The sequence below is a fragment of the Raineyella antarctica genome, from assembly GCF_900092135.1.
In the GTDB taxonomy this organism is placed as follows: Bacteria; Actinomycetota; Actinomycetes; order Propionibacteriales; family Propionibacteriaceae; genus Raineyella; species Raineyella antarctica.
This window is the reverse complement of the sequence record NZ_FMYF01000004.1, coordinates 136731-156533: the sequence shown is the minus strand read 5'-3', so window position 1 is coordinate 156533 and position 19803 is coordinate 136731. Positions and strand designations below refer to the sequence as shown.

At 71.7% G+C, this 19803-nt stretch carries 17 protein-coding genes; 6 read left to right on the top strand and 11 right to left on the bottom strand.

Annotation, left to right across the window (positions count from 1 at the left end; translation table 11 throughout):
* Positions 1–6 precede the first annotated feature (6 nt).
* From GA0111570_RS07505 to GA0111570_RS07490, 4 genes are all read right to left on the bottom strand, one after another.
* The gene (locus GA0111570_RS07505; RefSeq protein WP_092608711.1) at positions 7–1215 is read right to left on the bottom strand and encodes an NAD(P)/FAD-dependent oxidoreductase; all 1209 of its coding nucleotides are present in this window, start codon (positions 1213–1215) and stop codon (positions 7–9) included.
* 125 nt (positions 1216–1340) lie between these two features.
* A complete protein-coding gene (locus GA0111570_RS07500) occupies positions 1341–1568 on the bottom strand; it encodes a hypothetical protein (RefSeq protein WP_092608709.1) in 228 nt (75 codons plus the stop codon).
* Positions 1569–1672: 104 nt separating this feature from the next.
* Entirely contained in the window at positions 1673–2935 is a 1263-nt protein-coding gene (locus GA0111570_RS07495; RefSeq protein ID WP_139283176.1) for a DUF2786 domain-containing protein, read from the bottom strand.
* Positions 2936–3219: 284 nt separating this feature from the next.
* Positions 3220–3879, bottom strand: coding sequence for a class I SAM-dependent methyltransferase (locus GA0111570_RS07490; protein WP_092608703.1), 660 nt, complete (start codon positions 3877–3879; stop codon positions 3220–3222).
* Between the two features lie 138 nt (positions 3880–4017).
* Here GA0111570_RS07490 and GA0111570_RS07485 point away from each other — a divergent pair, with 138 nt between their 5' ends.
* Positions 4018–4926, top strand: a complete 909-nt coding sequence (locus tag GA0111570_RS07485; protein ID WP_175557379.1) for a ketopantoate reductase family protein — start codon at positions 4018–4020, stop codon at positions 4924–4926.
* 320 nt (positions 4927–5246) lie between these two features.
* On the top strand, positions 5247–6182 hold the full coding sequence (locus GA0111570_RS07480) for a L,D-transpeptidase family protein (RefSeq protein ID WP_092608697.1): 936 nt from the start codon (positions 5247–5249) through the stop codon (positions 6180–6182).
* A gap of 30 nt (positions 6183–6212) precedes the next feature.
* On the opposite strand, the gene GA0111570_RS07475 is transcribed toward GA0111570_RS07480, so the two are convergent.
* Positions 6213–7067 carry an exodeoxyribonuclease III gene (locus tag GA0111570_RS07475; RefSeq protein ID WP_217634071.1) on the bottom strand — a complete coding sequence of 285 codons (855 nt, stop codon included), beginning with the start codon at positions 7065–7067 and terminating at the stop codon, positions 6213–6215.
* Positions 7068–7222: 155 nt separating this feature from the next.
* Here GA0111570_RS07475 and GA0111570_RS07470 point away from each other — a divergent pair, with 155 nt between their 5' ends.
* The gene (locus tag GA0111570_RS07470) at positions 7223–8605 is read left to right on the top strand and encodes a cryptochrome/photolyase family protein (RefSeq protein ID WP_092608691.1); all 1383 of its coding nucleotides are present in this window, start codon (positions 7223–7225) and stop codon (positions 8603–8605) included.
* A 45-nt stretch (positions 8606–8650) separates the two neighbouring features.
* Here the strand turns inward: GA0111570_RS07470 and GA0111570_RS07465 are convergent, their stop codons facing one another.
* Positions 8651–9133: a hypothetical protein gene (locus GA0111570_RS07465; protein WP_092608688.1), complete on the bottom strand. Its 483-nt coding sequence runs from the start codon at positions 9131–9133 to the stop codon at positions 8651–8653.
* A gap of 214 nt (positions 9134–9347) precedes the next feature.
* On the opposite strand from GA0111570_RS07465, the gene GA0111570_RS07460 reads away from it, so the two are divergent.
* The 3 genes from GA0111570_RS07460 to GA0111570_RS07450 all read left to right on the top strand — a co-directional run bounded on the left by GA0111570_RS07460 (position 9348) and on the right by GA0111570_RS07450 (position 12788).
* The gene (locus GA0111570_RS07460; RefSeq protein WP_092608686.1) at positions 9348–10241 is read left to right on the top strand and encodes a glucose 1-dehydrogenase; all 894 of its coding nucleotides are present in this window, start codon (positions 9348–9350) and stop codon (positions 10239–10241) included.
* 159 nt (positions 10242–10400) lie between these two features.
* A complete protein-coding gene (locus GA0111570_RS07455) occupies positions 10401–11885 on the top strand; it encodes a gluconokinase (protein ID WP_092608683.1) in 1485 nt (494 codons plus the stop codon).
* A 30-nt stretch (positions 11886–11915) separates the two neighbouring features.
* Positions 11916–12788 (top strand): NYN domain-containing protein, encoded by an 873-nt coding sequence (locus GA0111570_RS07450; protein WP_092608680.1) that lies wholly within the window; start codon positions 11916–11918, stop codon positions 12786–12788.
* 32 nt (positions 12789–12820) lie between these two features.
* Here the strand turns inward: GA0111570_RS07450 and GA0111570_RS07445 are convergent, their stop codons facing one another.
* The 5 genes from GA0111570_RS07445 to GA0111570_RS07425 form a co-directional block, all read right to left on the bottom strand.
* Entirely contained in the window at positions 12821–13849 is a 1029-nt protein-coding gene (locus tag GA0111570_RS07445) for a potassium channel family protein (protein WP_092608677.1), read from the bottom strand.
* Positions 13850–13859: 10 nt separating this feature from the next.
* A complete protein-coding gene (locus tag GA0111570_RS07440) occupies positions 13860–15314 on the bottom strand; it encodes an MFS transporter (protein WP_092608675.1) in 1455 nt (484 codons plus the stop codon).
* A gap of 36 nt (positions 15315–15350) precedes the next feature.
* Positions 15351–16646, bottom strand: coding sequence for a glycosyltransferase (locus GA0111570_RS07435; protein WP_092608671.1), 1296 nt, complete (start codon positions 16644–16646; stop codon positions 15351–15353).
* Positions 16643–18859 carry a glycoside hydrolase domain-containing protein gene (locus GA0111570_RS07430; protein WP_245703064.1) on the bottom strand — a complete coding sequence of 739 codons (2217 nt, stop codon included), beginning with the start codon at positions 18857–18859 and terminating at the stop codon, positions 16643–16645. The genes GA0111570_RS07435 and GA0111570_RS07430 overlap by 4 nt, the downstream gene beginning before the upstream one ends.
* A gap of 146 nt (positions 18860–19005) precedes the next feature.
* The gene (locus GA0111570_RS07425; protein WP_092608668.1) at positions 19006–19785 is read right to left on the bottom strand and encodes a dienelactone hydrolase family protein; all 780 of its coding nucleotides are present in this window, start codon (positions 19783–19785) and stop codon (positions 19006–19008) included.
* Positions 19786–19803 lie beyond the last annotated feature (18 nt).

Sequence of the window (19803 nt, the reverse complement as noted above, 5' to 3'; positions counted from 1 at the left end):
CGCGACTCAGTCCCGCCTCGACAGGAAGGCCGCCACCGCTTCGGCGGCATGCCGTCCCGAGAGCATCGCACCCTGGATCGATGCGCCCTCGACATGGTCGCCCGCGACAAAGACTCCACCGCCCAGGTCGATATCGGGGCGAGTGCGCCCGGGAGGCATGGCCGGCAGGCTGCGGGGCAGGTCATGGTGGGCCACCACCTGCCAGTCGTCCGTGGGAACCCCGTAGATCAGGGCCGCATGCGTACGGACGTCCCCCTCGGAGTGCGCCGCGCCGTCCTTGACGACCGAGCACTCGACCAGATGGCTCCCGGCGGGTGCGTAGCTGGGGACGACGTTGCTGATCACGGCCGTGTTCGCCACCGGCCCCCGCCGTTCGGGGTCGACATGGAGGAACGGCAGATTGCTAGGAGGCTGCTCGGTGGCGAACCACCACGTCTCCAGCCCACGCATCGGGACCACCGGACCATCGGCCAACTCCCGGCGCTCCACCGGGTCGACGGCGACGACCACCGCACGGGCCGCCAGCCTCTCCCCCGCAGCATCGACCTGCACCCCGTCCGCGCCACGGGTCAGCGCGTCCGCGCGCCGGGACAGTCGGACGTCCAGCCCGGTGGCCAGCTGAGCCGGGACCGCCGCCATGCCGGCGGCCGGCAGGGACGGGGTGCCCTTGAGGAACCAGCCGACCAGGGAACGGGCGAACTCCGCAGAGGTCTCCGCCCGGGTGTCGGCGAGGACTCCGGACAGGAACACCTCGGCCAGGGCGCGCATCGGACCGGTCAGCCCGGCCCGGTCGAAGGAGGCCGCCAGCGACTCGTCCTGGTCCGCCGAGCGCGTGCCCGCGGCCCAGGACCCGAGCGCTGCCAGCTGGCCGGGACGCAGGTACCGGCTGCCGAAGGCCCGGGCGGCCAGCCCCGGGTGCCGGAGGGGGTCTGCCAGGACGGTCACCCGGCCCGCGTCCCTTATGGCGACGCCGCGACCGAACTCGTGCAGGTCCAGGGCTGCCAGGTCCAGGCTGGCGCGCACCTCGTCATAGCGCGGGTTGAGCAACTGGAAGCCGTGGTCGACCAGGAAGCCGTCCATCGCATCGGTGCGCACCCGTCCGCCGACGCGATCCTGGGCCTCCAGGACGACCACGGCGTGGCCTGCTGTGGTGAGCTGCTGCGCGGCGCGCAGGCCCGCGAGACCAGCGCCGATGACGATCACGTCGGTGTCCATCCGGCTCCCTTCGTGCGGCGAGTCCCTTGGGCCACAGCGGACCGTGGCGGGTACCGCCTGTGCTCCAGCCCCAGCCTAGGCCCGGATCGGGGGCAGGCTCCGCCAACCCCGCGGTGCCACGGGGGTCAGTTCTCCAGGCCCATCCGCTCCCGGAACAGCTTGCGCCGCGTCCAGGAGTCCGGCAGGTAGAACGGGAAGCCCTGCTCCGGGGTGCACTCCCCCGGCAGGATCTCGTCCGCCGGGCCGAGCGTGGAGGAGTAGTCCGCCGCCCGGGTGGAGCAGGCACCGCCGCGATGCCGCTCGCAGGTCCCGAACCTCGGGCAGGAGAACAAGTAGCACACGCGTTCGGTCATCGAGGGGCCTCCTGGGGCGTCGCGGTCGCAGCCGGTCCGGCGCGAGGAATCCAGTCTCCCTTATACGGGTGGGGGTATCAAGCGGTGGGGCTGCGATCATCTCCTCATCTGCCGAGCCGATTGCCCGTCCCATCCGCCAGTTCGGCGCGGTCGGCCGCCTGGCGCCCCTTGGCCCAGCCCTGCGGGTCACTGCCCGCGGACACCCGGTGGTGGACCAGTCCGGGGAACAATTCCTCGGTGAACCCGTCGACAGCCTCCTCTCGTGCCTGCAGGATCGGCACGAGTGCACGTCCGCCCTGGCGAGTGGCCTCCGCGGCTGCCGCCTGCGTCTCCTCCACCGACGCCGCGCGCAGCCGTTCGCCGATGCGCAGGGCGTAGGCGGCCAGGAACGACTGTCGGAACCCTCGGGTGCCCGATCCGCCCCAGGAGGCCACCTGTTTGCCCTCGGCGTACATCGCCCGCGTGGCCTGGACCAGGAGCGAGGTGTAGAGGGTCTCGACCGCGTCCAGGTCCGGTTCGTGGCCCAGAAGGGAGACCATGTCCAACTCCTTGGCCCAGACCGCGCGTGCGCGATTGGCATCGGCGACCTCGTTCAGCAGGACTACCTTCTCCTTCACGTACGGTCGGGCCACCCAGATCCGGCGGCCGGTGGGGCCGGTGGCCGGCCCCACCTGTCCGGTGGCGGCGAGCATGGCCTGGTCGATGCTGTAGCGCGCCATCAGCCGTTGGGCGGCAGCGGTGAAGCTGTCGGCCTCCGCCTCGAACGACGTCGACTCGGCCTGGGCCAGCATCTGCCGCACCCGGTGCAGGACCGAGTCGTCCACATGGGCGGGGGGCGCTGCGGTCGCGGACGCGTGGCCGGGCAACGGCAGGAACGCCTGCAGTGTTCCGAGCCGGTTCAACCGGCCCAGCAGTCCGACGGCGGCCTCCAGCACCAGGGCCCACCCTGCCGACGAGGCATTCGCCGACGAGGCAGCCGACCGGGCGCGGGGCCACGTGCTGTCCGCCGGCCACCACACCGAGGCCCCGATCCCGGACAGCTGCTCGAACCAGCGCGGGTCCACCAGCGGTCGGGCATAGCCGGCCAGGTCATCCGCCATCACGTCCCCGGCCAGTTCGGTGGCCAAACGGTCATCACCGCGGCCCAGCACCTCGTACACGTCGCGGGGCTGCCACCCGCGCTTCCAGGCCGCCCGGATCGCCGTACGTAGCAGGTCGATGATCGCCTGCTGCACGATCCGCAACTCGGCGGGCCCGGGCGCCAGGGCGACAAGGGCATCCAGCGCCGACTCGGCCGAGGAGCCGTCCCCGCGGACCAGCGCCTCGCCGGCACCCCGGGCCAGCACCGTGGCGCGTGCTGCGAGCACTGCACCCTCGTCCGGCGCCAGGCGATGGGCCTGTCGCGGCCCGGCCGCACCGGTCGACGTGGAATGGTCCCTGCCCGGCGGTTCGTGCCGCATCCACGCCGGCGCGCCCGGTGGCGTCCGCTTGCGTGCCGCGTGCTTGGTCCGGCGCCGTTCCTGGTTGTTCCGCCCCATCGGTCTCCCCCTCCGTCGTTCCTCAGCAGGACCTACGGTGCCACGGGTCACCGACACTTCTGCGACGGCGCGGATCCCGGCCGGGGACCTGCGACATCCGGGACCGGCCCGCCTCAGCGCACCCGGGCCCGGACCACGCAGAACAGCCCCCGGTTGGCCCCGCGCACGACCTCGGGTCGACCGGCGGCGTCGGTGAGCACCTGGGCCGCCTCGTCCGGCACGAGCCCGGTACCCTGCAGCAGCGCCTCGACCTCGGCCGTGGACAGCAGGTGGGCCTGGGAGTAGTACGGGCTCTCCGCCCGGTGCGCGGCAAGGTCACGCCCCTCGGGACTGGCCCGATTGAGGTAGGCCACCAGGACGACCCCGCCGGACCTCGTCACCCGCCGCGCCTCCACCAGGGCACGAGCGGGGTCGACGACGAAGCACAACGAGGTGACGAAGAGCGTCCAGGTGAAGCACCCCCTCGCATAGGGCAGCGCTTCGGCCAGCCCACGGACGACGGAGATGCCCCGAGACCGGGCGATCGCCGCCATCCGAGGAGCCGGCTCGAGGCCCTGGCCGACGCCCAGGGCAGCCGCGAACCGCCCGGTCCCGACCCCGATCTCCAGTCCCTGGGCCTGCGGGCCCGCGGCGGTCCGGACCGGGTCGAGCAGGCCGGCGATGGCCGCGAGCTCGGCACCGAAGACGTCGGGATGGGCATCGAACCAGCTGTCGTACCCGCCTGCGTGCTCGTCGAAGACGGCGACGGCGCCCCCGCCCGGGATGGGGCTCATCTTGACCGACCGAGTGGTTGCGAGGGTCGGAAAGCCAGGTGATCCATGCCGCTACCTCCCAACATCGACGTGTTCGTCCCAGTTTCACCCCTCCGGCGGGCAGCCGTCTGTCCTCCAGGACTTGGCTACGCTGGCCGGGTGACTGCTCGACCGATCCAGACCGTTGCCGTGGTGGGTGCCGGAGCCATGGGGGCGATGTACGCCGCCCACTTCGCCGCCGGGGGCCTGACCACGTGGCTCGTCGCGCGCGGGGACCGGGCCGAACGCCTGCGCTCCCCCGGCCTGAGCGTCAACGGCGTGCCCGTGGCGGCCGAGGTCGTCGACCCGGCCGGGACCGTCACGACTGGGCCTGCGGACCTCGTGGTGATCGCCGTCAAGCACCACCAGCTGGCCGAGGCGATCGAGGAGGTCGCTCCGCTGGTCGGGGAGCGGACGACGTTCCTGTCCGTACTCAACGGCCTCGACAGCGAGGAGGCGATCGCCCGGCGCTACGGTGCCGAGCGCGTGCTCCTCTGTATCGCGCTGGCCATGGATGCGCAGCGCGACGGGACCAGCATCACCTACCGGCAGGCCGGTCGGCTGGCCATCGGGACCGGCGGCGGCCTGGGCACGGCCGAGCGCCTCGTCGCGGTCCAGGTCGCCCTGGACCGCGCGGGCCTGGCCTGGGAGGCACCCGCCGACATGCGCCACGAGATGTGGTGGAAGTTCATGGTCAACGTGGGCATCAACCAGGCCTCGGCAGTGATCCGCGCCCCCTATGGGCGGTTCCGGTCCGAGGGCCCGGCCCGCTCGCTGATGCTCGCGCTGATGGCCGAGGTGATCGCCGTGGCGGGGGCCGAGGGCATCGACCTGGGACCGGCCGACCTCGACACCTGGCACAAGGTCCTGGCCGGCCAGCCCCCGCAGGGCCTGACCTCGATGTACCAGGACGTGCTGGCCGGTCGCCCCACCGAGGTCGGCATCTTCGCCGGTCGCGTCGTCGCTCTCGGCGCCCGGCATGCGATCCCCACCCCTTACAACCAGGCGATGGCCTGGATCCTGCCCTGAGGTCGGTCCCGGCAGGGCACACCAGGTCGGGGCGATCCGCTGACCGGACGGCAAGCCGCAGAGCCATCGGGCTCGGGCAAGGACCTGGACACCCTCCGCCTCGCTCCGCTCCTATACAACCGTGGCATCACGAATCGGGAAGGAAGCGATAACGATTCCTCTGATCGGGTTCGTCGCACGTGCTTTCGGGAGGCGGCGCACGCATGATGGGAAGAGGATCTGAGCTGTCCCGGACCACCCCCAGCTTTGTGGACAGCGGCGGTTCCGATGCCTGCGTCGACGATGACGTACGGCGTGGCTTGAAAGGTCGGAGGACCGTCATGTCATCAACTCGCCGGTTGCGCGGCTGGATCCTCGCGCTCGTCGCGTCGGTCGCCCTGGTCGTCGCGGGGTGCGCGCCCTCGGGGACCGGGACTCCAGCGGCCGCCCCCACCCCGGCTGCGAGCACCACCCCCACCGAAACGCCGACGGTGAGCCCGTCCGTCTCGCCCACGCCGACGCCGAGCCCGTCCACAGCGCCCACGCCGACCGCGAGTGCCACGTCCTCCCCGTCCGCCAGCCCGACCCCCACCCCCAGCACCTCCAAGCCCTCACCATCGGCCACCCCGACCGCGAAGGCGGGGCCGGCACTGATGCAGCACGGAGCCACAGGATCGGAGGTCAAGGACCTCCAGGCCCGGCTGAAGCAGATCGGCTGGTTCTCCGGGGCTGTGACCGGCTACTACGGTGACGCCACCACCGCGGCCGTCCGGGGGTTCCAGGCCAAGCGTGGCCTGCCGGTCACCGGCGCGGTCGACCGGACGACACTGAATCGCCTCTACGCGATGACCCGGACCCCCACGGCGGCCGAGCTCACCAACGCTCCCCCCGCACCGAGCGCCTCCGGCCTGGATCCACGATGCATGACCGGACGGGCCCTGTGCATCAGCAAGACCACCCGCACGATGGTCTGGGTGATCGACGGCAAGCCGCAGTCGAGGTTCGCCGTACGCTTCGGCTCCGAGCTGACTCCCACCAGGGAAGGGCAGTTCCAGGTGGAGTGGAAGTCACGCGACCACGTCTCGACGATCTACCACACCCCGATGCCGTTCGCGATGTTCTTCTCCGGCGGACAGGCCGTGCACTACTCCCCGGACTTCGCCGCCAACGGCTACAACGGTTCCTCCCACGGCTGCGTGAACGTCCGTGACTACAACGGCATCGCGCGCCTCTTCGACCAGGTCCGCGTCGGCGACAAGGTCATCGTCTACCGGTGATCCCTCTGGGGGACGGCGGGCCGGACCTGTTCAGCGTTCCTGGGGCAGTCGGGTGCGCCCGCCACGGCGGGGATTCGACGGCGGGGGCACGACCGGGCCGATGTCCCCGTCCGGGGCCTCGTCGAGGTCCACGATGACAGGGGCGTGGTCGCTCGGGCCGGTCCCCTTGCGGGCGGCACGGTCCACCCAGGCGGCCGCGACCCGCTCGGCCACCGGCGCGGACGCGAGCACCAGGTCGATCCGCATGCCAAGGTCCTGGTGGAACATCCCGGCCCGGTAGTCCCAGTAGGAGAACACCCGCGCCCGGGGCCAGTGTGCCCTGACAAGGTCGGTCAGTCCGAAGGCTGCCAGCCGCTCCCGCTCGGCCGGCGTCACATGGGTGTGGCCCACGAAGGCCGCCGGGTCGAACACGTCAGCATCGGCGGGCGCGATGTTCATGTCCCCGCACAGCGCGACCTCGGCCGGTCCCGAGGGGAGGGTCGTGGCCAGCGCCTCGAGCCACTCCAGCTTGTACGCGTAGTGGTCCGAGCCGACTTCGCGGCCGTTCGGGACGTACAGGCTGTGGACCCGGACGCCGCCGCACGTGGCGCTGATCGCCCGTGCCTCGGCCCGGCCACCGAAGTCGGGCTGGCCCGCGAAGCCGGCTTCGACGTCGTCCAGACCCACCCGGGACAGCAGGGCCACCCCGTTCCACTGGCCCTGTCCGTGGTGGGCCGCCTGGTAGCCCAGCTCCGCGAGGGGCGCGGCGAACAGGTCCTCGAAGGCGGCATCCGACAACTTGGTCTCCTGCAGGCAGACGACGTCGGGGCGTCGCTCCTCCAGCCAGGGCAGCAGGCGCGGCACTCGCTGCTTGGCCGAGTTCACGTTCCAGGTGGCGATCCTCACCCACGTCACGCTACCGCGCCCGGTCCCGGGAAGGACCCGGGCGCGGCTCGCCTCACACCACGACCCCCCTCGCGCGGGCGACGTGATCGGCAGGTCGGGCCGTGGTAGCTTGCGGCTGCCGTCGGACCCCAGCACCACCGAGGAAGGGCCCTGAGATGACCGCACTGCTGTGGCTGCGCCGCGACCTGCGCCGAGCCGACCTGCCGGCACTGGGTGCCGCCGCCCGTGCGGCCGGCGAGGATGCGGGCGTGGCTGCCGTGTTCGTCGTCGACCCGGAGTTCTTCGAGCCCGCGGGTGAGGTGCGGCAGGCCTGGCTGGCACGGACCCTGCTGGCGCTGCGGGAGTCGTACGAGGGCCGGCTGTCCCTGCGCCGGGGTGACCCGGTCGAGCTCATCCCCGAACTGGCCTCGGCGATCGGGGCCACCTCCGTACACGTGTCGAGGGAGACCGAGCCGGCCGGGGCGGCCCGGGACGCCCGCGTGCGGGAGCAGCTGGAGCGCCACAGGATCGCCTGGGTGGAGACGGGCAGCCCGTACGCGGTGACTCCCGGGCGGGTGGTGAACCGGCAAGGAGCGGGGTTCCAGGTCTTCACCCCGTTCAGCTGGGCGTGGCGTGACCACGGGTGGCGCGCCCCCGCCGAGGAACCGGAGGGCGTGCGCCTGCTGCACCCCGGTGGCGACGAGGACGTCTGGCGGATGGTCACCGAGGTCGCCGGGCGACCGGGCCTGCCCGAGCTTCCCGAGGCCGGCGAGGAGGCGGCGCTGCGCCGGTGGGCACAGTTCCTGGAGCACGGCCTGGCCGACTATGCTGACCACCGCGACCGGCCCGACCTCGATGGCACCTCGATGATGTCGCCCTACCTGGCCCTCGGTGCGGTGCACCCCCGCACGCTGCTGTTCGACCTGGCGTCCTGCTCGGGGCCCGGCGCCACGACGTACGCCACCGAGCTGGCCTGGCGCGAGTTCTACGCCGACGTGCTGTGGCGCCACCCGGAAAGCCTGGCGCGCGACCTGCGCCCACAGCTGCAGGGATTGGCGTACGACGACGACACGGAGCTGCGGCAGGCCTGGCAGCAGGGGCGCACCGGCTACCCGATCGTGGACGCCGGGATGCGCCAGCTGCTGGCGACCGGCTGGATGCACAACCGGGTGAGGATGATCACCGCCAGCTTCCTGACCAAGGACCTGCACCAGTGGTGGCCGGCCGGCGCGGCGTGGTTCGAGCAGCGCCTGATCGATGCGGATCTCGCCTCCAACGCGCACGGCTGGCAGTGGACCGCCGGCACCGGGACCGACGCCGCGCCCTACTTCCGGGTCTTCAATCCGGTGCTGCAGGGCAAGAAGTTCGACCCCGACGGCGACTACGTACGCCGCTGGGTGCCCGAGCTGCGCCACCTGCCCGGCGTGCTGGCCCACGAGCCGTGGAAGTCCCCGAAGGGTCCGGACCAAGGCTACCCCGACCGGATCGTCGACCACGACCGGGAGCGGAAGGTCACACTGGCCAGGTACCAGCTGGCGCGGGAACACGCTGACAAGTGAGTGGCGGCCGCGGCTCGCCAGCCGCGGCCGTCACGTCGCCGATGCTCAGGGTCTGGGAACAGCCGTCACCGTGAGCAGGAAGCCTGCCGGATCACCGAGCTGGTCCTCGGGCACAGTGATCGGTCCCGGTGCAGTGGACAGGACCTCACCGATCGTCGCATCGGCGGGCATCAGCACCGAACAGGTGATCGTCTGCTGCCGGGACTGGGCCTTGCCGCCACCCTTGGCCTGTACTCCCTGCCAGAGCGGAGTGGCGGGATCGTTCAGGTCGACCAGGGCGAAGGTGAACGAGGTGGGCAGCAGGACACCATCGCCCACCACGCGGGCGGCGGCCCAGCCACCCATGTCACTGCTGTGGTTGCCCGCGACCAGGACGTCCACCGTCTGCCCGTTGTCACACTCCAGCGTCATCTGGGTCACGCCGTTGCCCGCCCTGTTCGGCTGGTAGCTGGGTGCGGCATGGGCCGGCACTCCCGCCGCCATCAGCGGTACGGCGGCCAGTGCGGCTGCCGCCAGGATCTTCTTCATATCTGCCCCCTCCGGAACCGGCCCACCTCCATTGGCAGGACCATTAGCACCGTAGGTGATCTGGAGCACACGCTGCAGTGCCGGGGGGGGTATGCCTGCCTCAGCCCGGCCACAGGGAAGTCTCGCCGGGTCCCACCCTCGGTCGCGCCCCGGGGCAGCGAGGGAGTTCCTAGGGGCACTGGTCATGCACCGCACATCGCACTAATGTCGACTTATGAGCGACCAGTACAGCATGCAGGACCCACGTACGCAGTACCCGCAGGTCTCGCCCGGGGAGCAGACCCAGCCCGAGCCCGGCCTCGATGCCGAGCTGCAGCCGCCGGCGGACCACGGCGAGGACAGCTACCGCGGCTCGGGCCGCCTGGAGGGGCGCAAGGCGTTGATAACCGGCGGCGACTCCGGCATCGGCGCCGCGGTGGCGATCGCCTTCGCCCGTGAGGGCGCCGACGTGGCCATCACCTACCTGCCCGCCGAGGCCGAGGACGCCCGGCGGATCGCCTCCCTGATCGAGCAGGCCGGTCGTACGGCCGTGACCATCGAGGCCGACATCAGCACCTCGGCCGAGTGCGACCGCGTCATCCGCGAGGCGGTCGAGGGCCTGGGCGGGCTCGACGTCCTGGTCAACAATGCCGGCCGCCAGATCTGGACCCCCTCGATCGAGGACATCTCCGACGAACAGCTGGACCGGACGATGAAGACGAACATCTACGCGATGTTCTGGCTGGTCCGGGCGGCACTACCGCACCTGGAGCCGGGGTCCTCGATCATCAACACGACCTCGATCCAGGCCTACCAGCCCTCTCCGACCCTGCTGGACTACGCGACCACCAAGGGCGCGATCAACACGTTCACCAAGGGCCTGGCCCAGCAGCTGATCGAGAAGGGCATCCGGGTCAACGCCGTCGCCCCCGGCCCGATCTGGACCCCGCTGCAGCCCTCGTTCGGCCAGCCGAAGGAGAAGCTGGCCAGCTTCGGCGAGGGCGTGCCGATGGGCCGCGCCGGGCAACCGGCCGAACTCGCACCGGCGTACGTGTTCCTGGCCTCCCAGGAGTCCAGCTACGTGGTGGGCGCGACCCTGCCCGTGACCGGCGGCGGGATCACCGCCTGACGCCCGGACCATCCAGATCTGCGGACCACCAGCTCTGCAGCCCAGCTACCTGCCCCGAGCCGGTAGGGACCGTCCGGAAACATCCGGCATCCCCGCGACGTCGGCACCAGCCCCCTCTAGCGTGGAGGCAATGCCATCGCGGAAGGAACGATCCCACCCATGAGCCCCGCCAGCGACATCATCCTCGGCCTGGACGTCGGCACCACCGCGGCGAAGGCGTCCCTCTTCTCCCTCGACGGCGACGTACGCCTGACGGTCTCCCGCGAGTACCCGCTGCTGAACCCCCAGCCCGGCTGGCACATCCAGGACCCTGACGCGATCGCGCGCGGCGTGCTCGAGGCGATGCGGGAGGCGGTCGCAAGGATCGACGCGGGCCGGGTGATCGGCATCTCGATCAGCACCGCGATGCACGGACTGATCGGACTGGACGCCAGCCTGCGGCCGGTCACCGAGCTGCTGACCTGGGCGGACTCTCGCGCCTGGGCCCAGGCCGAAATACTGAACGAGCACTCCACCGGCCCGCGCCTGCACTACACCAGCGGCACCCCGACCCACCCGATGTCCCCACTGGTGAAGCTGCGCTGGTTCCGCGACACCCACCCCGACCTGCTCGCCGGCACCGCGCACTGGATCGGCCTGAAGGACTGGATCCTGGTGGTCCTGACCGGCCAGGTCGCCACCGAGCTGTCCACCGCCTCGGGCAGCGGCATGCTCGACATGGAGGCGCGGACCTGGAACCCCGAGGCGATCGAGCTGACCGGCATCCGACCCGACCAGCTGCCTCCGATCCGCAACACCACCGACATCCTCCCGCTCGCCCCGGCCACCGCCGCGACCCTGGGCCTGCCCGCCGGACTGCCCGTCGTCCTCGGCGCAGGCGACGGTCCGCTGGGCAACCTCGGCACCGGCGCGATGGAGCCGGGCAAGGCCGGCCTGTCGATCGGCACCAGCGGAGCCGTACGCATGGTGGTGCGCACCCCTGCCGTGGTGTCGGGACTGTTCTGCTACGCACTGACCAGTGACGTCTGGGTGGCCGGCGGCGCGGTCAGCAACGGCGGCATGGTGCAGCGCTGGCTGACCGAGACGTACGCACCCGGCGCCGACGACGCCGAGGCCTGCCGACGCGGGGCGATGATCCCGCCGGGCTCGGACGGCCTGCTGATGATCCCCTACCTGGTCGCCGAGCGCGCCTCGCTGTGGGACTCCGAGATTCGCGGCGCGTTCCTGCACGTCCGCCAGGCCCACACCCCCGACCACTTCCTGCGGGCCGGCGTCGAGGGCGTGGCCTACCAGCTGTGGACGATCCTGCGGCGGCTGCGGATGATCAACCGGGTCGAGGAGGTCCGCGCCACCGGGGGCGTCTTCCGCTCCCAGCTCTGGCGCGACGTGGTCGCCGGGGTGCTCAACCGCCCCCTCATCGTCACCGGGGCGGCCGAGGGGTCCGGGCTGGGCGCGGCGATCCTGGGCGCCCAGGCGCTCGGCGTGGTCGACACGCTGCAGGACGGCTACGACCTGTTGCGCGGGGACTCCTCCGAGACCCGGATCGTCGTCTCGGATGCGGCCCGGGAGGTCTACGAGACGATGCACTACGAGGTGCCCCGGATCCTCCAGCGCTACGGCCGTCTCGGCGCCGACTTCCGCTGAGCCCGGACCGACGCCCCTATCCTGAGCACTATGGACACCAACACCAGCGCCTCCACCCGCATCGCCGTGCTGATCGACTGCGACAACGTCTCGGCCAGTCACGCCGAGGCGGTGCTGGAGGAGCTGGCCACGTACGGCACGCCCACCATCAAGCGCGCGTACGGCGACTGGACCACCGGCCGGCTGGCCGGCTGGAAGCGGGAACTGAACCGGCTCGCCATCACGCCGGTCCAGCAGTTCGCATACACCGTCGGGAAGAACTCCACCGACTCCGCCCTGATCATCGACGCGATGGACCTGCTGTGGATGGGCAACGTGGAGGCGTTCGCGCTGGTCTCCTCCGACTCCGACTTCACCCGGCTGGCGACCCGGCTGCGGGAGTCCGGCAAGAAGGTGTTCGGGCTCGGGCGTCGTCATACCCCCGAGTCGCTCCGCAAGGCGGTCGACCAGTTCATCTACCTCGAGCTGCTGGACAAGGACCTCGACTCGGAAGCGGTGCCCGAACCGACCGCGGCAGTCCCGGCCTCCGCCACGACGCCGTCGGACGCCGGCGCGATGACGCCTGGGAGAGCAACGATCCCAGGGGCAGCGGCGGCTCCGGAGGACACCGCGGAGCCGGTCGCCGAGGCCGACGCCGGTCCGCAGTCCAGCGGCATCAACCTGCAGAGCGCCCTGGTCCGGGCGGTCAACGCGACCAGCGGGGACGACGGGTGGGTGGGCCTCAGCCTGCTCGGCCAGCACCTGAACCGGGCGCACACCGACTTCGACCCGCGGGACTTCGGCCATCGCAAGCTGAGCACCCTGGTCGCGGCGCAGCCCTACCTGGAGACCCGTACGTCGAACGGGACCATGCAGGTGCACCTGAAGGGCAGCGGCACGGTCCGCGGCGAACGGCGCCGGTAGGGTCCGGACCTCGTCGGCTCAGACCTGACGGCTCAGACCTCGTCGAGGGCGCGCAGGGAATCGCTGGTGCCGGAGACGATCAGGTGGTCCTCGCTCTCGATCAGCTGGTCGTCGAGCGGGGCATGGCGGTAGGCGGCCGCCCCCTTCAGGATCGCCAGCGTGAAGATCCCGTGCGCCCGCAGCCGGCCGACCGTCATCCCCACCAGGCGACTGTCGGCCGGTACCGGGATCTCCTCGATGGAGAAGTCGAGCGTCGAGGTGGACATCGCGGAGTCGATGAAGTCCACCACGGCCGGGCGGATCGCCAGTTGGGCCATCCGCCGACCGCCCATCACGTACGGGGAGACCGCCCGGTCGGCGCCGGCCTGCTGCAGCTTGGCCAGCACCTCCTTCGACCCGGCCCGTCCGACGATGAAGAGGTCGGGATTGAGCGCGCGGGCGGTCAGCACCACGAAGACGTTGTCGGGGTCGGAGTCGACGCAGGTGACCAGCCCGCGGGCCCGCACGATGCCGGCCTGCAGCAGGGTTTCGTCGTCGGTGGCCGTCCCGGGCACCGTCAACAGGCCGTCCTCCTGCGCCCGGACCGTGGACGTCTGGTCGATGTCCACCACGACGACGTCACGGCCCTCCCCGATCAGCTCGTCCGCGACCATCGAGCCGACCCGGCCGTAGCCGCAGATGATGTAGTGGCCCTGGAGCCTGTCGATCTGCTTCTGCATCCGTCTGTCCCTCCGTCGGCCGCTACCGGCCTGTTCGATGAGCAACTGCGCCATCAGTCCGACGGTGCCGAAGATGACGCCCACGGACATCACCGAGAGCACCATCGTCCAGACCTTGCCCGCCCGGCCCAGGGCGTGGTCGCCGCCGAAGCCCAAGGTGGCCAGCACGTTCACCGACATGTACAAGCCGTCGAAGAAGCTCCAGCCCTTCTGCAGCCAGACGTAGCCCAGTGCCCCCACGATCATGAGCACCGTGACGATCCCCAGCCACAGCGCGACGATCGTCGTCGCTCGCAGACCGGGCAGCGTCCGCACCGGCCCCTGCCGGGGACGCTGGTTCATGGGCGGAATCCTATTCCCGCCCGGCTGCGGGCGTGACGATTTTCGCCGAGCCGCCCAACCCCAGCCAGCTGACCAGGCCGCCGGCCGTGAGCAGCCCGGCGATCACGTACGAGGCCGTCCGGTAGCCCGCGGTGAACACGTCCGGGTCCCGGTAGTCCGAGCCGGCCAGGCCGACCAGGGCAGGCAGGGCGGCGATGGCGAGCAGGGCACCGGTCCGGGCCACCGCATTGTTGATCCCGCTGGCCGCACCGGTGAACCGGTCCGGGGCGGCTGCGAGGACGGCGGCGGTCAGCGGTGCCACCAGGATGGTCAGGCCGAGGCCGAAGACGCTCATCGCGCCCAGCACGATGCCCCACCCGGATCCGGCACCGACCCTCGAGAGCCACAGGACGCCGACAGCGCAGACCAGTGGTCCCGCACTCATCGGCAGCCGCGGCCCGGTGCGCCTGGCCAGCACCGCCATCCGCGAGGAGAAGAGCAGCAGCAGGACCGTTGTGGGCAGGTTGGCCAGTCCTGACTCCAGCGGGGTGAAGCCGGCGCTGGTCTGCAGCTGGAGGACCAGGAAGAAGCCGACCGCCCCCAGCGCGCCGTAGACCAGGAAGGTCATCAGGTTGGCCGTGCTGAACACCCGGGAGGAGAACAGCGCCAGCGGCACCAGCGGGGAGCGGGCCCGGCGCTCGACCGCGATGAAGGCGACCCCCGCCACTGCGGCCACCAGCACGCCGGCCACCAACCCGGCGGTCGGCAGCGCGGAGCCGCTGATCAGCAGGAAGGTGGTGATCGAGAGGAGGACCAGGGTCAGCCCCGCCCCCGGCAGGTCGAAGGCTGCCCGACCCTGGACGTGGGTGTCCCGCGTCTCCGGCACGGCCACCAGGGCCAGGCCGACGACCAGGGCGCAGAGCGGGACGTTGATCAGGAAGATCCCCGGCCAGCCGAGGTGGGCCAGCACCCAGCCCCCGACGAAAGGGCCGGCCGCGCTGGCCGTCCCGGAGACCCCGGCCCAGGCACCGATCGCCCCCGCCCGGTCCTCGGGCCGGAAGGAGGCCTGGATGATCGCCAGTCCACCAGGGGTCAGTAGGGCCGCCCCGATTCCCTGCAGGATGCGCGCGGCGACCAGCCACTCGGTGCTCGGTGCGAGCGCACACCCGGCCGACGCCAGGGCGAACCAGACCACACCGACCAGGTAGATCCGGCGGCGGCCGAGGCGGTCCCCCAGGCTGCCCCCGACCAGGATCAGCGAGGCGAGCGCGAGCAGGTAGCCGTTGTTGACCCATTGCAGGCCGCCGAGCGAGCTGCCCAGTTCCCGGCCGATCGTGGGCAGTGCGATGGTGACCACCGTGCCGTCCAGCAGGGCGATGCCCGACCCGAGGGTGACGGCGGCCAGGGTGAGGCGGCCCCGGCGGGAGCCCCGGGCCAGCGAAGGGCCGGGGGTTCCCGCCGGGTCGTCCTGCGCGGACCGGACCATTGCGCCAGTCTCCGCCCGCAGGACCGGTCCGGCAACTCAGGCGGGAGCCTGCACCGACTGCGGGACCTCCAGCCTGGCCATCATCCGGTCGAAGATCGCCAGCCGATCGAACTGCAGGGCATGGTCGCGGGCATGCGCGGCGAGCTGGAAGCGCTGCTCGTCGGTCATGTCGTAGATGGCGTGGTCGATCGCCGCGGTGATCGCGGCCGGGTCGCTGTGCGGCACGATCGCCGCCCACGGCCCGACGGCCTCCAGGATGCCCCCGACGTCGGTGGTGACGACCGGGCCACCGCCGGCGAGCATCGACTCGGTCAACGCGATCCCGAAGGTCTCGATGAAGTCCTTCTGGGGCTTGCTGGCCAGGACGTACGCGGCCGAGCCGGCCATCAGGTGCGGCTTCTCTGCGTCGTCCACGTCGGTCAGGAAGTGGATCCGGTCGGCCAACGGGGACTGGGCGGCCACCCGCCGCAGCTCCTCCTCCGCCGGTCCCCGGCCGGCGATGACCAGCTGCACGCGGGCCTTGGCCCGGCTCGCGGCGTAGCCGGCGATCAGGTCCTCCACGCCCTTGGCCGAGCTGAGCCGGGACAGGAACAGCACGTAGCCGCCGGGTTCCAGGCCACGCCCCGCTAGTCGCGAGCGGGTCTCGGCGGGGTCAAGGTCGAGGAACGCCGAGGTGTCGATGGCCGGGTAGGAGATCCCGATCCGTTCCCGGCAGCGGGCGGCGAAGGTGGTGCCGTGCTGCAGGTCGAGCAGGGCGGCCTCCTCGATGATCATCTCCCGGGTGTACTCCGAGACGGCCAGGCAGTGGTCCTGGGCCAGGTAGCTGCTCAGCAGGTGGGCGGCGGCACCGTACCGGCCGCTCTCCACGCAGCTGCGGACCACGTTGGTGACGTCGGACCCGACCGCCTCGGCCAGGGTGACCACGTCCATCGGCAGGCCGGTGTCGCGGGCGGCCCGGACCGCGTCGGTGACGGCGACGGTGTGCGGGCTGAGGTAGAGGGACAGGCACACGGTCGGCACCCCGTCGGTGAACAGCTCGACCAGTCGCCCGGTCAGTCCGGCGAGGTAGCGGCCGTCGGGGACCTTGTAGTCGCCCACCGGGTCGGGTCGCTCGACGGTGATCCCGGGGCTGTACGGCAGGATCGAGTCAAGGGGCTTGAGGGGCAGGCCGGTGGCCTGCAGGCGTTCGATCGGCCAGCTGAGGATGCGGACGTCGTCGAATCCGCGGTGCAGGGCGGCCTCGGCGAGGTTGCGGGCCTCGCCCGAATGGCCGCAGATGACCGGGTCGGCGCGGACGACGATGACGAGTCGGCGGTCGGGGCGTACGTTCACGGGGTGATCTCCTTGGAGGTCGAAGCCGAGGGGGGACGTCGGGCGGTTGCCCAGTCGGTGGGATGGTCGACGAGGTCGACGACGAGTTCGCCGCCTCGGTGGAGGGTGCTGCCGTCGATCCAGGCGGCGGTCAGCCGGCGACCGTCGAGGGTGACGGCGGCGACGTACTGGGGTGGTCGGTCCGGTTCGGGCGGCCGGAAGCCGCGGGTGTCGATGGTCAGGTCGGTGTCCCCCAGGTCTATCCGGGCATGGGCGTGGGCGGGTGGGTGGAGCAGGAACCGGTTCTGGCCGGCGACCGGGAACAGGCCCAGCGCGGCCCAGACGTACCAGGAGCTGAGGCCGCCGGAGTCGTCGTTGCCGGGCAGGCCGCCGCGGCCGGTGCCGAACTGCTGGTTGACCACTGCATGCACCACCTCGGCGGTGCGGTCGGGTCGGCCGGCGTACGTGTAGGCCCACGGGGCGTCCATGTCCGGCTCGTTGTTGAGGCCCTGGAAGCGGCCGAGGGCGGCACCGGCCGCCAGTTCGGCCCGCCCGGGTGCGACTCCGGGCTGGGTCACCGCCGGCTGCCCGTACCCGAAGAACCTGTCCAGCAGGGCCACGAAGGCGGCGTCACCACCGGCGAGGGCGATCCGGCCGGCCATGTCGGGGAGCAGCCGGAAGGAGTAGTTCCAGTGCGTGCCCTCGTAGTAGGTCGAGGGACGCAGCAGGCCATCCTCGTCGCAGGCAATGCGCCAGCCGTCGGCGAGCCGGTCCAGCTCGGGGGCCAGGACGGTGTCGCCGAGCCGTTCGGCGATCCGGGCGGTGCACCAGTATCCCGTCGCCAGGTCCAGGGTGTGGCTGAGCGGATGGGCCTCGCCCAGGCGCAGGTAGTCCTCGCCGTAGCCGCGGCGCAGGTCCAGCTGTAGGTGGGTGAGCACCCAGTCCCAGTCGATCCCGGGCAGCCCGCGCTGGCACAGGTCGGCCAGGAAGGTGTGGGCCAGTGCGCTGCCCTGGCGACTGAACCGGTCGGTCCCCTTGGCCATCCGGTAGCCGATCGGCAGGTTGCCCTCCTCCTCGGAGATGGTGATCAGCGCGGTGGCCAGCTCGACCGCCCGCTCTGGCAGCACGGTGGTCAGCAGCGGCAGTTGCGTACGGTAGATGTCCCACATGGTGCAGATGTCGAAGGCGAACGGGCCGTCCGAGGCCGAGGGCCAGAACGGCGACTCCCCCGGCGCGAGGCACGGCTTGACCAGGGAGTGGTAGAGGGCCGTGTCGAAGACCGTCTGCCGCTCGGCACTCGGTGCGTCGACCCGGACCCGGTCCAGCACATCGTTCCAGGATCGTACGGTCAGGCTCCGGCGGGACTCGAACGCCTCGCGCTCGTCGGGCAGGTCGCCGCGAAGGTTGCGCTCGGCCTGTTCGGTGCCGCGTAGGGAGAACCCGATCAGCAGCTCGACCACCTGCCCGGCGGTGGTGGGGCCGGCACACATGATGCCGAACGGGCGGAGTGTGGTCGGGCGGATCGAGGAGAAGTCGAGGCGGGAGCCGCCCGGCATCAGCCGGTGGTCGTACCAGAGCATGGTCCGCCACCGGGGGGCGGTGCACTCCAGGTGGGCGGCCAGTGGCGCACCCTCCATCACGACCTCCCCCGATGCCCTGCCCGGGCCCAGCACCTGGAGCGCGGCGCGCAGGGGGAACGTCCCACCGAAGGGGATCTGCAGCCCGCCGTGGGAGAAGTCGACGATCACCCGGGCGTCGTGGTGGGCGGGGAAGGTGAAGCGGTGCACCGCGCTGCGCGGGCCGACGGTGACCTCGAAGCGGATTCCCGAGTCCAGCGTCGCCGCGTACCACCCCGGTGCGGCCTCCTCGTCGTGCAACCGCCAGGAACGGCCGAGGTCGTCGAGGCGGTCCAGTGTCGGGGTGACGCGGAAGTAGTTGTAGTACCGACGGATGGCACCGGTCCCGGACTGCTGGAAGTGCGTGATCCCGGAGACCTGCTGGTGCTCGAAGAGCTGCTCGGGCACACCCTCGGTGCACAGGTCGTAGCGACCGTAGCCGGTCGGGTAGGCACCGGAGTACGGCGCGGCGGAGACCATCCCGAGCGGGAACGTGGCTCCCGGGTGGGTGTTGCCGATCTGCGGCTTCGGCGACCACCAGGTGGCCGCGATGCCGGTACGGGGCGCCAGGTCGGTCGGCTCGCAGCCGATGAACGGATCGACGCTGCGGGTCACCATGGGTGCTCCGCAGCGGGGATCCGGACGGCGCCGGGACGGGTCGTCACGGGCACCTGTGGGGCTGCCATGGACCGGATTCTAGGGCCGTCCCTGTTTCGTCGGCATGACGGATCGGTCACGTCTGCGTGCGTGGCGGCGCAGCGGCCTCAGCCGAGCCTGGCGAGTAGCCCCAGGGCCCGCTGCACGACCAGGTCGGTGGCCTGCTCGTCGTAGGAGTCGAGGCTGGAATCGGTGAACCGGTGGCGGTCCCCCGGGTACAGGAACAGGTCGGCGTCCTCGACCGAGGAGACGAGCTCCCGGGCGGACTCCAGGTCGCCCTCACCGGCGAAGAACGGGTCCTTGTCGTGGCCGTGCACCTGGACGGCCACCCCGGCGGGCCATTCGTCGGCGAACACGGTGCGCGGCACGCAGGCCTCCAGCAGGATCGCGGCCCGGGCGCCAGGGCGGGTCTGGGCCAGCCGCTGGGCCGGCATCACGCCCAGCGAGACACCGATGTAGACCAGGTCGAAGGGCAGGGCCGCCGCCGCGTCGTCACCACGTTCCATCACGATCCCCCCGCCCAGGGCCTCCACGTACGGGAAGGCCTCGTCGTCGCTGGAGAAGCGCCGACCCTCGAACAGGTCGGGGGTGTGCACCGTGTGGCCGGCGGCACGGAACCGCTCGGCGAGCGCCAGGATCCCGTCGGTCAGGCCATAGGCGTGGTGGAAGAGAAGGATCTGGGCCATGGGGACCTCCGGGTCGGCCGCCGGCTCGGCGGTACGAGCGGGTCGGTGAGGGCATGCGGTGGAACGAGCCTTCGGTACAGCTCGGGTCAGGTGGCGCGAGCGCTCGGCCGCGGGCACCTGCCCCCAGTGTGCCCGAACGACCGCCGGGCGTGTCGGAGCCCCGGCCCGGACCGGTTCGGGACCGCCCGGCCCTTGACGCATCCGGCCGTACTCGTGAGG

What these genes read in the sequence shown, in the direction of transcription:
- GA0111570_RS07500 (WP_092608709.1), bottom strand. Translation starts at nt 1,568, where the DNA reads ATGACCGAACGCGTGTGCTACTTGTTCTCCTGCCCGAGGTTCGGGACC.
- GA0111570_RS07430 (WP_245703064.1), bottom strand. Translation starts at nt 18,859, where the DNA reads ATGGTGACCCGCAGCGTCGATCCGTTCATCGGCTGCGAGCCGACCGAC.
- GA0111570_RS07465 (WP_092608688.1), bottom strand. Translation starts at nt 9,133, where the DNA reads ATGAAGAAGATCCTGGCGGCAGCCGCACTGGCCGCCGTACCGCTGATG.
- GA0111570_RS07425 (WP_092608668.1), bottom strand. Translation starts at nt 19,785, where the DNA reads ATGCGTCAAGGGCCGGGCGGTCCCGAACCGGTCCGGGCCGGGGCTCCG.
- GA0111570_RS07440 (WP_092608675.1), bottom strand. Translation starts at nt 15,314, where the DNA reads ATGGTCCGGTCCGCGCAGGACGACCCGGCGGGAACCCCCGGCCCTTCG.
- GA0111570_RS07445 (WP_092608677.1), bottom strand. Translation starts at nt 13,849, where the DNA reads ATGAACCAGCGTCCCCGGCAGGGGCCGGTGCGGACGCTGCCCGGTCTG.
- GA0111570_RS07460 (WP_092608686.1), top strand. Translation starts at nt 9,348, where the DNA reads ATGAGCGACCAGTACAGCATGCAGGACCCACGTACGCAGTACCCGCAG.
- GA0111570_RS07505 (WP_092608711.1), bottom strand. Translation starts at nt 1,215, where the DNA reads ATGGACACCGACGTGATCGTCATCGGCGCTGGTCTCGCGGGCCTGCGC.
- GA0111570_RS07450 (WP_092608680.1), top strand. Translation starts at nt 11,916, where the DNA reads ATGGACACCAACACCAGCGCCTCCACCCGCATCGCCGTGCTGATCGAC.
- GA0111570_RS07490 (WP_092608703.1), bottom strand. Translation starts at nt 3,879, where the DNA reads ATGAGCCCCATCCCGGGCGGGGGCGCCGTCGCCGTCTTCGACGAGCAC.
- GA0111570_RS07470 (WP_092608691.1), top strand. Translation starts at nt 7,223, where the DNA reads ATGACCGCACTGCTGTGGCTGCGCCGCGACCTGCGCCGAGCCGACCTG.
- GA0111570_RS07480 (WP_092608697.1), top strand. Translation starts at nt 5,247, where the DNA reads ATGTCATCAACTCGCCGGTTGCGCGGCTGGATCCTCGCGCTCGTCGCG.
- GA0111570_RS07455 (WP_092608683.1), top strand. Translation starts at nt 10,401, where the DNA reads ATGAGCCCCGCCAGCGACATCATCCTCGGCCTGGACGTCGGCACCACC.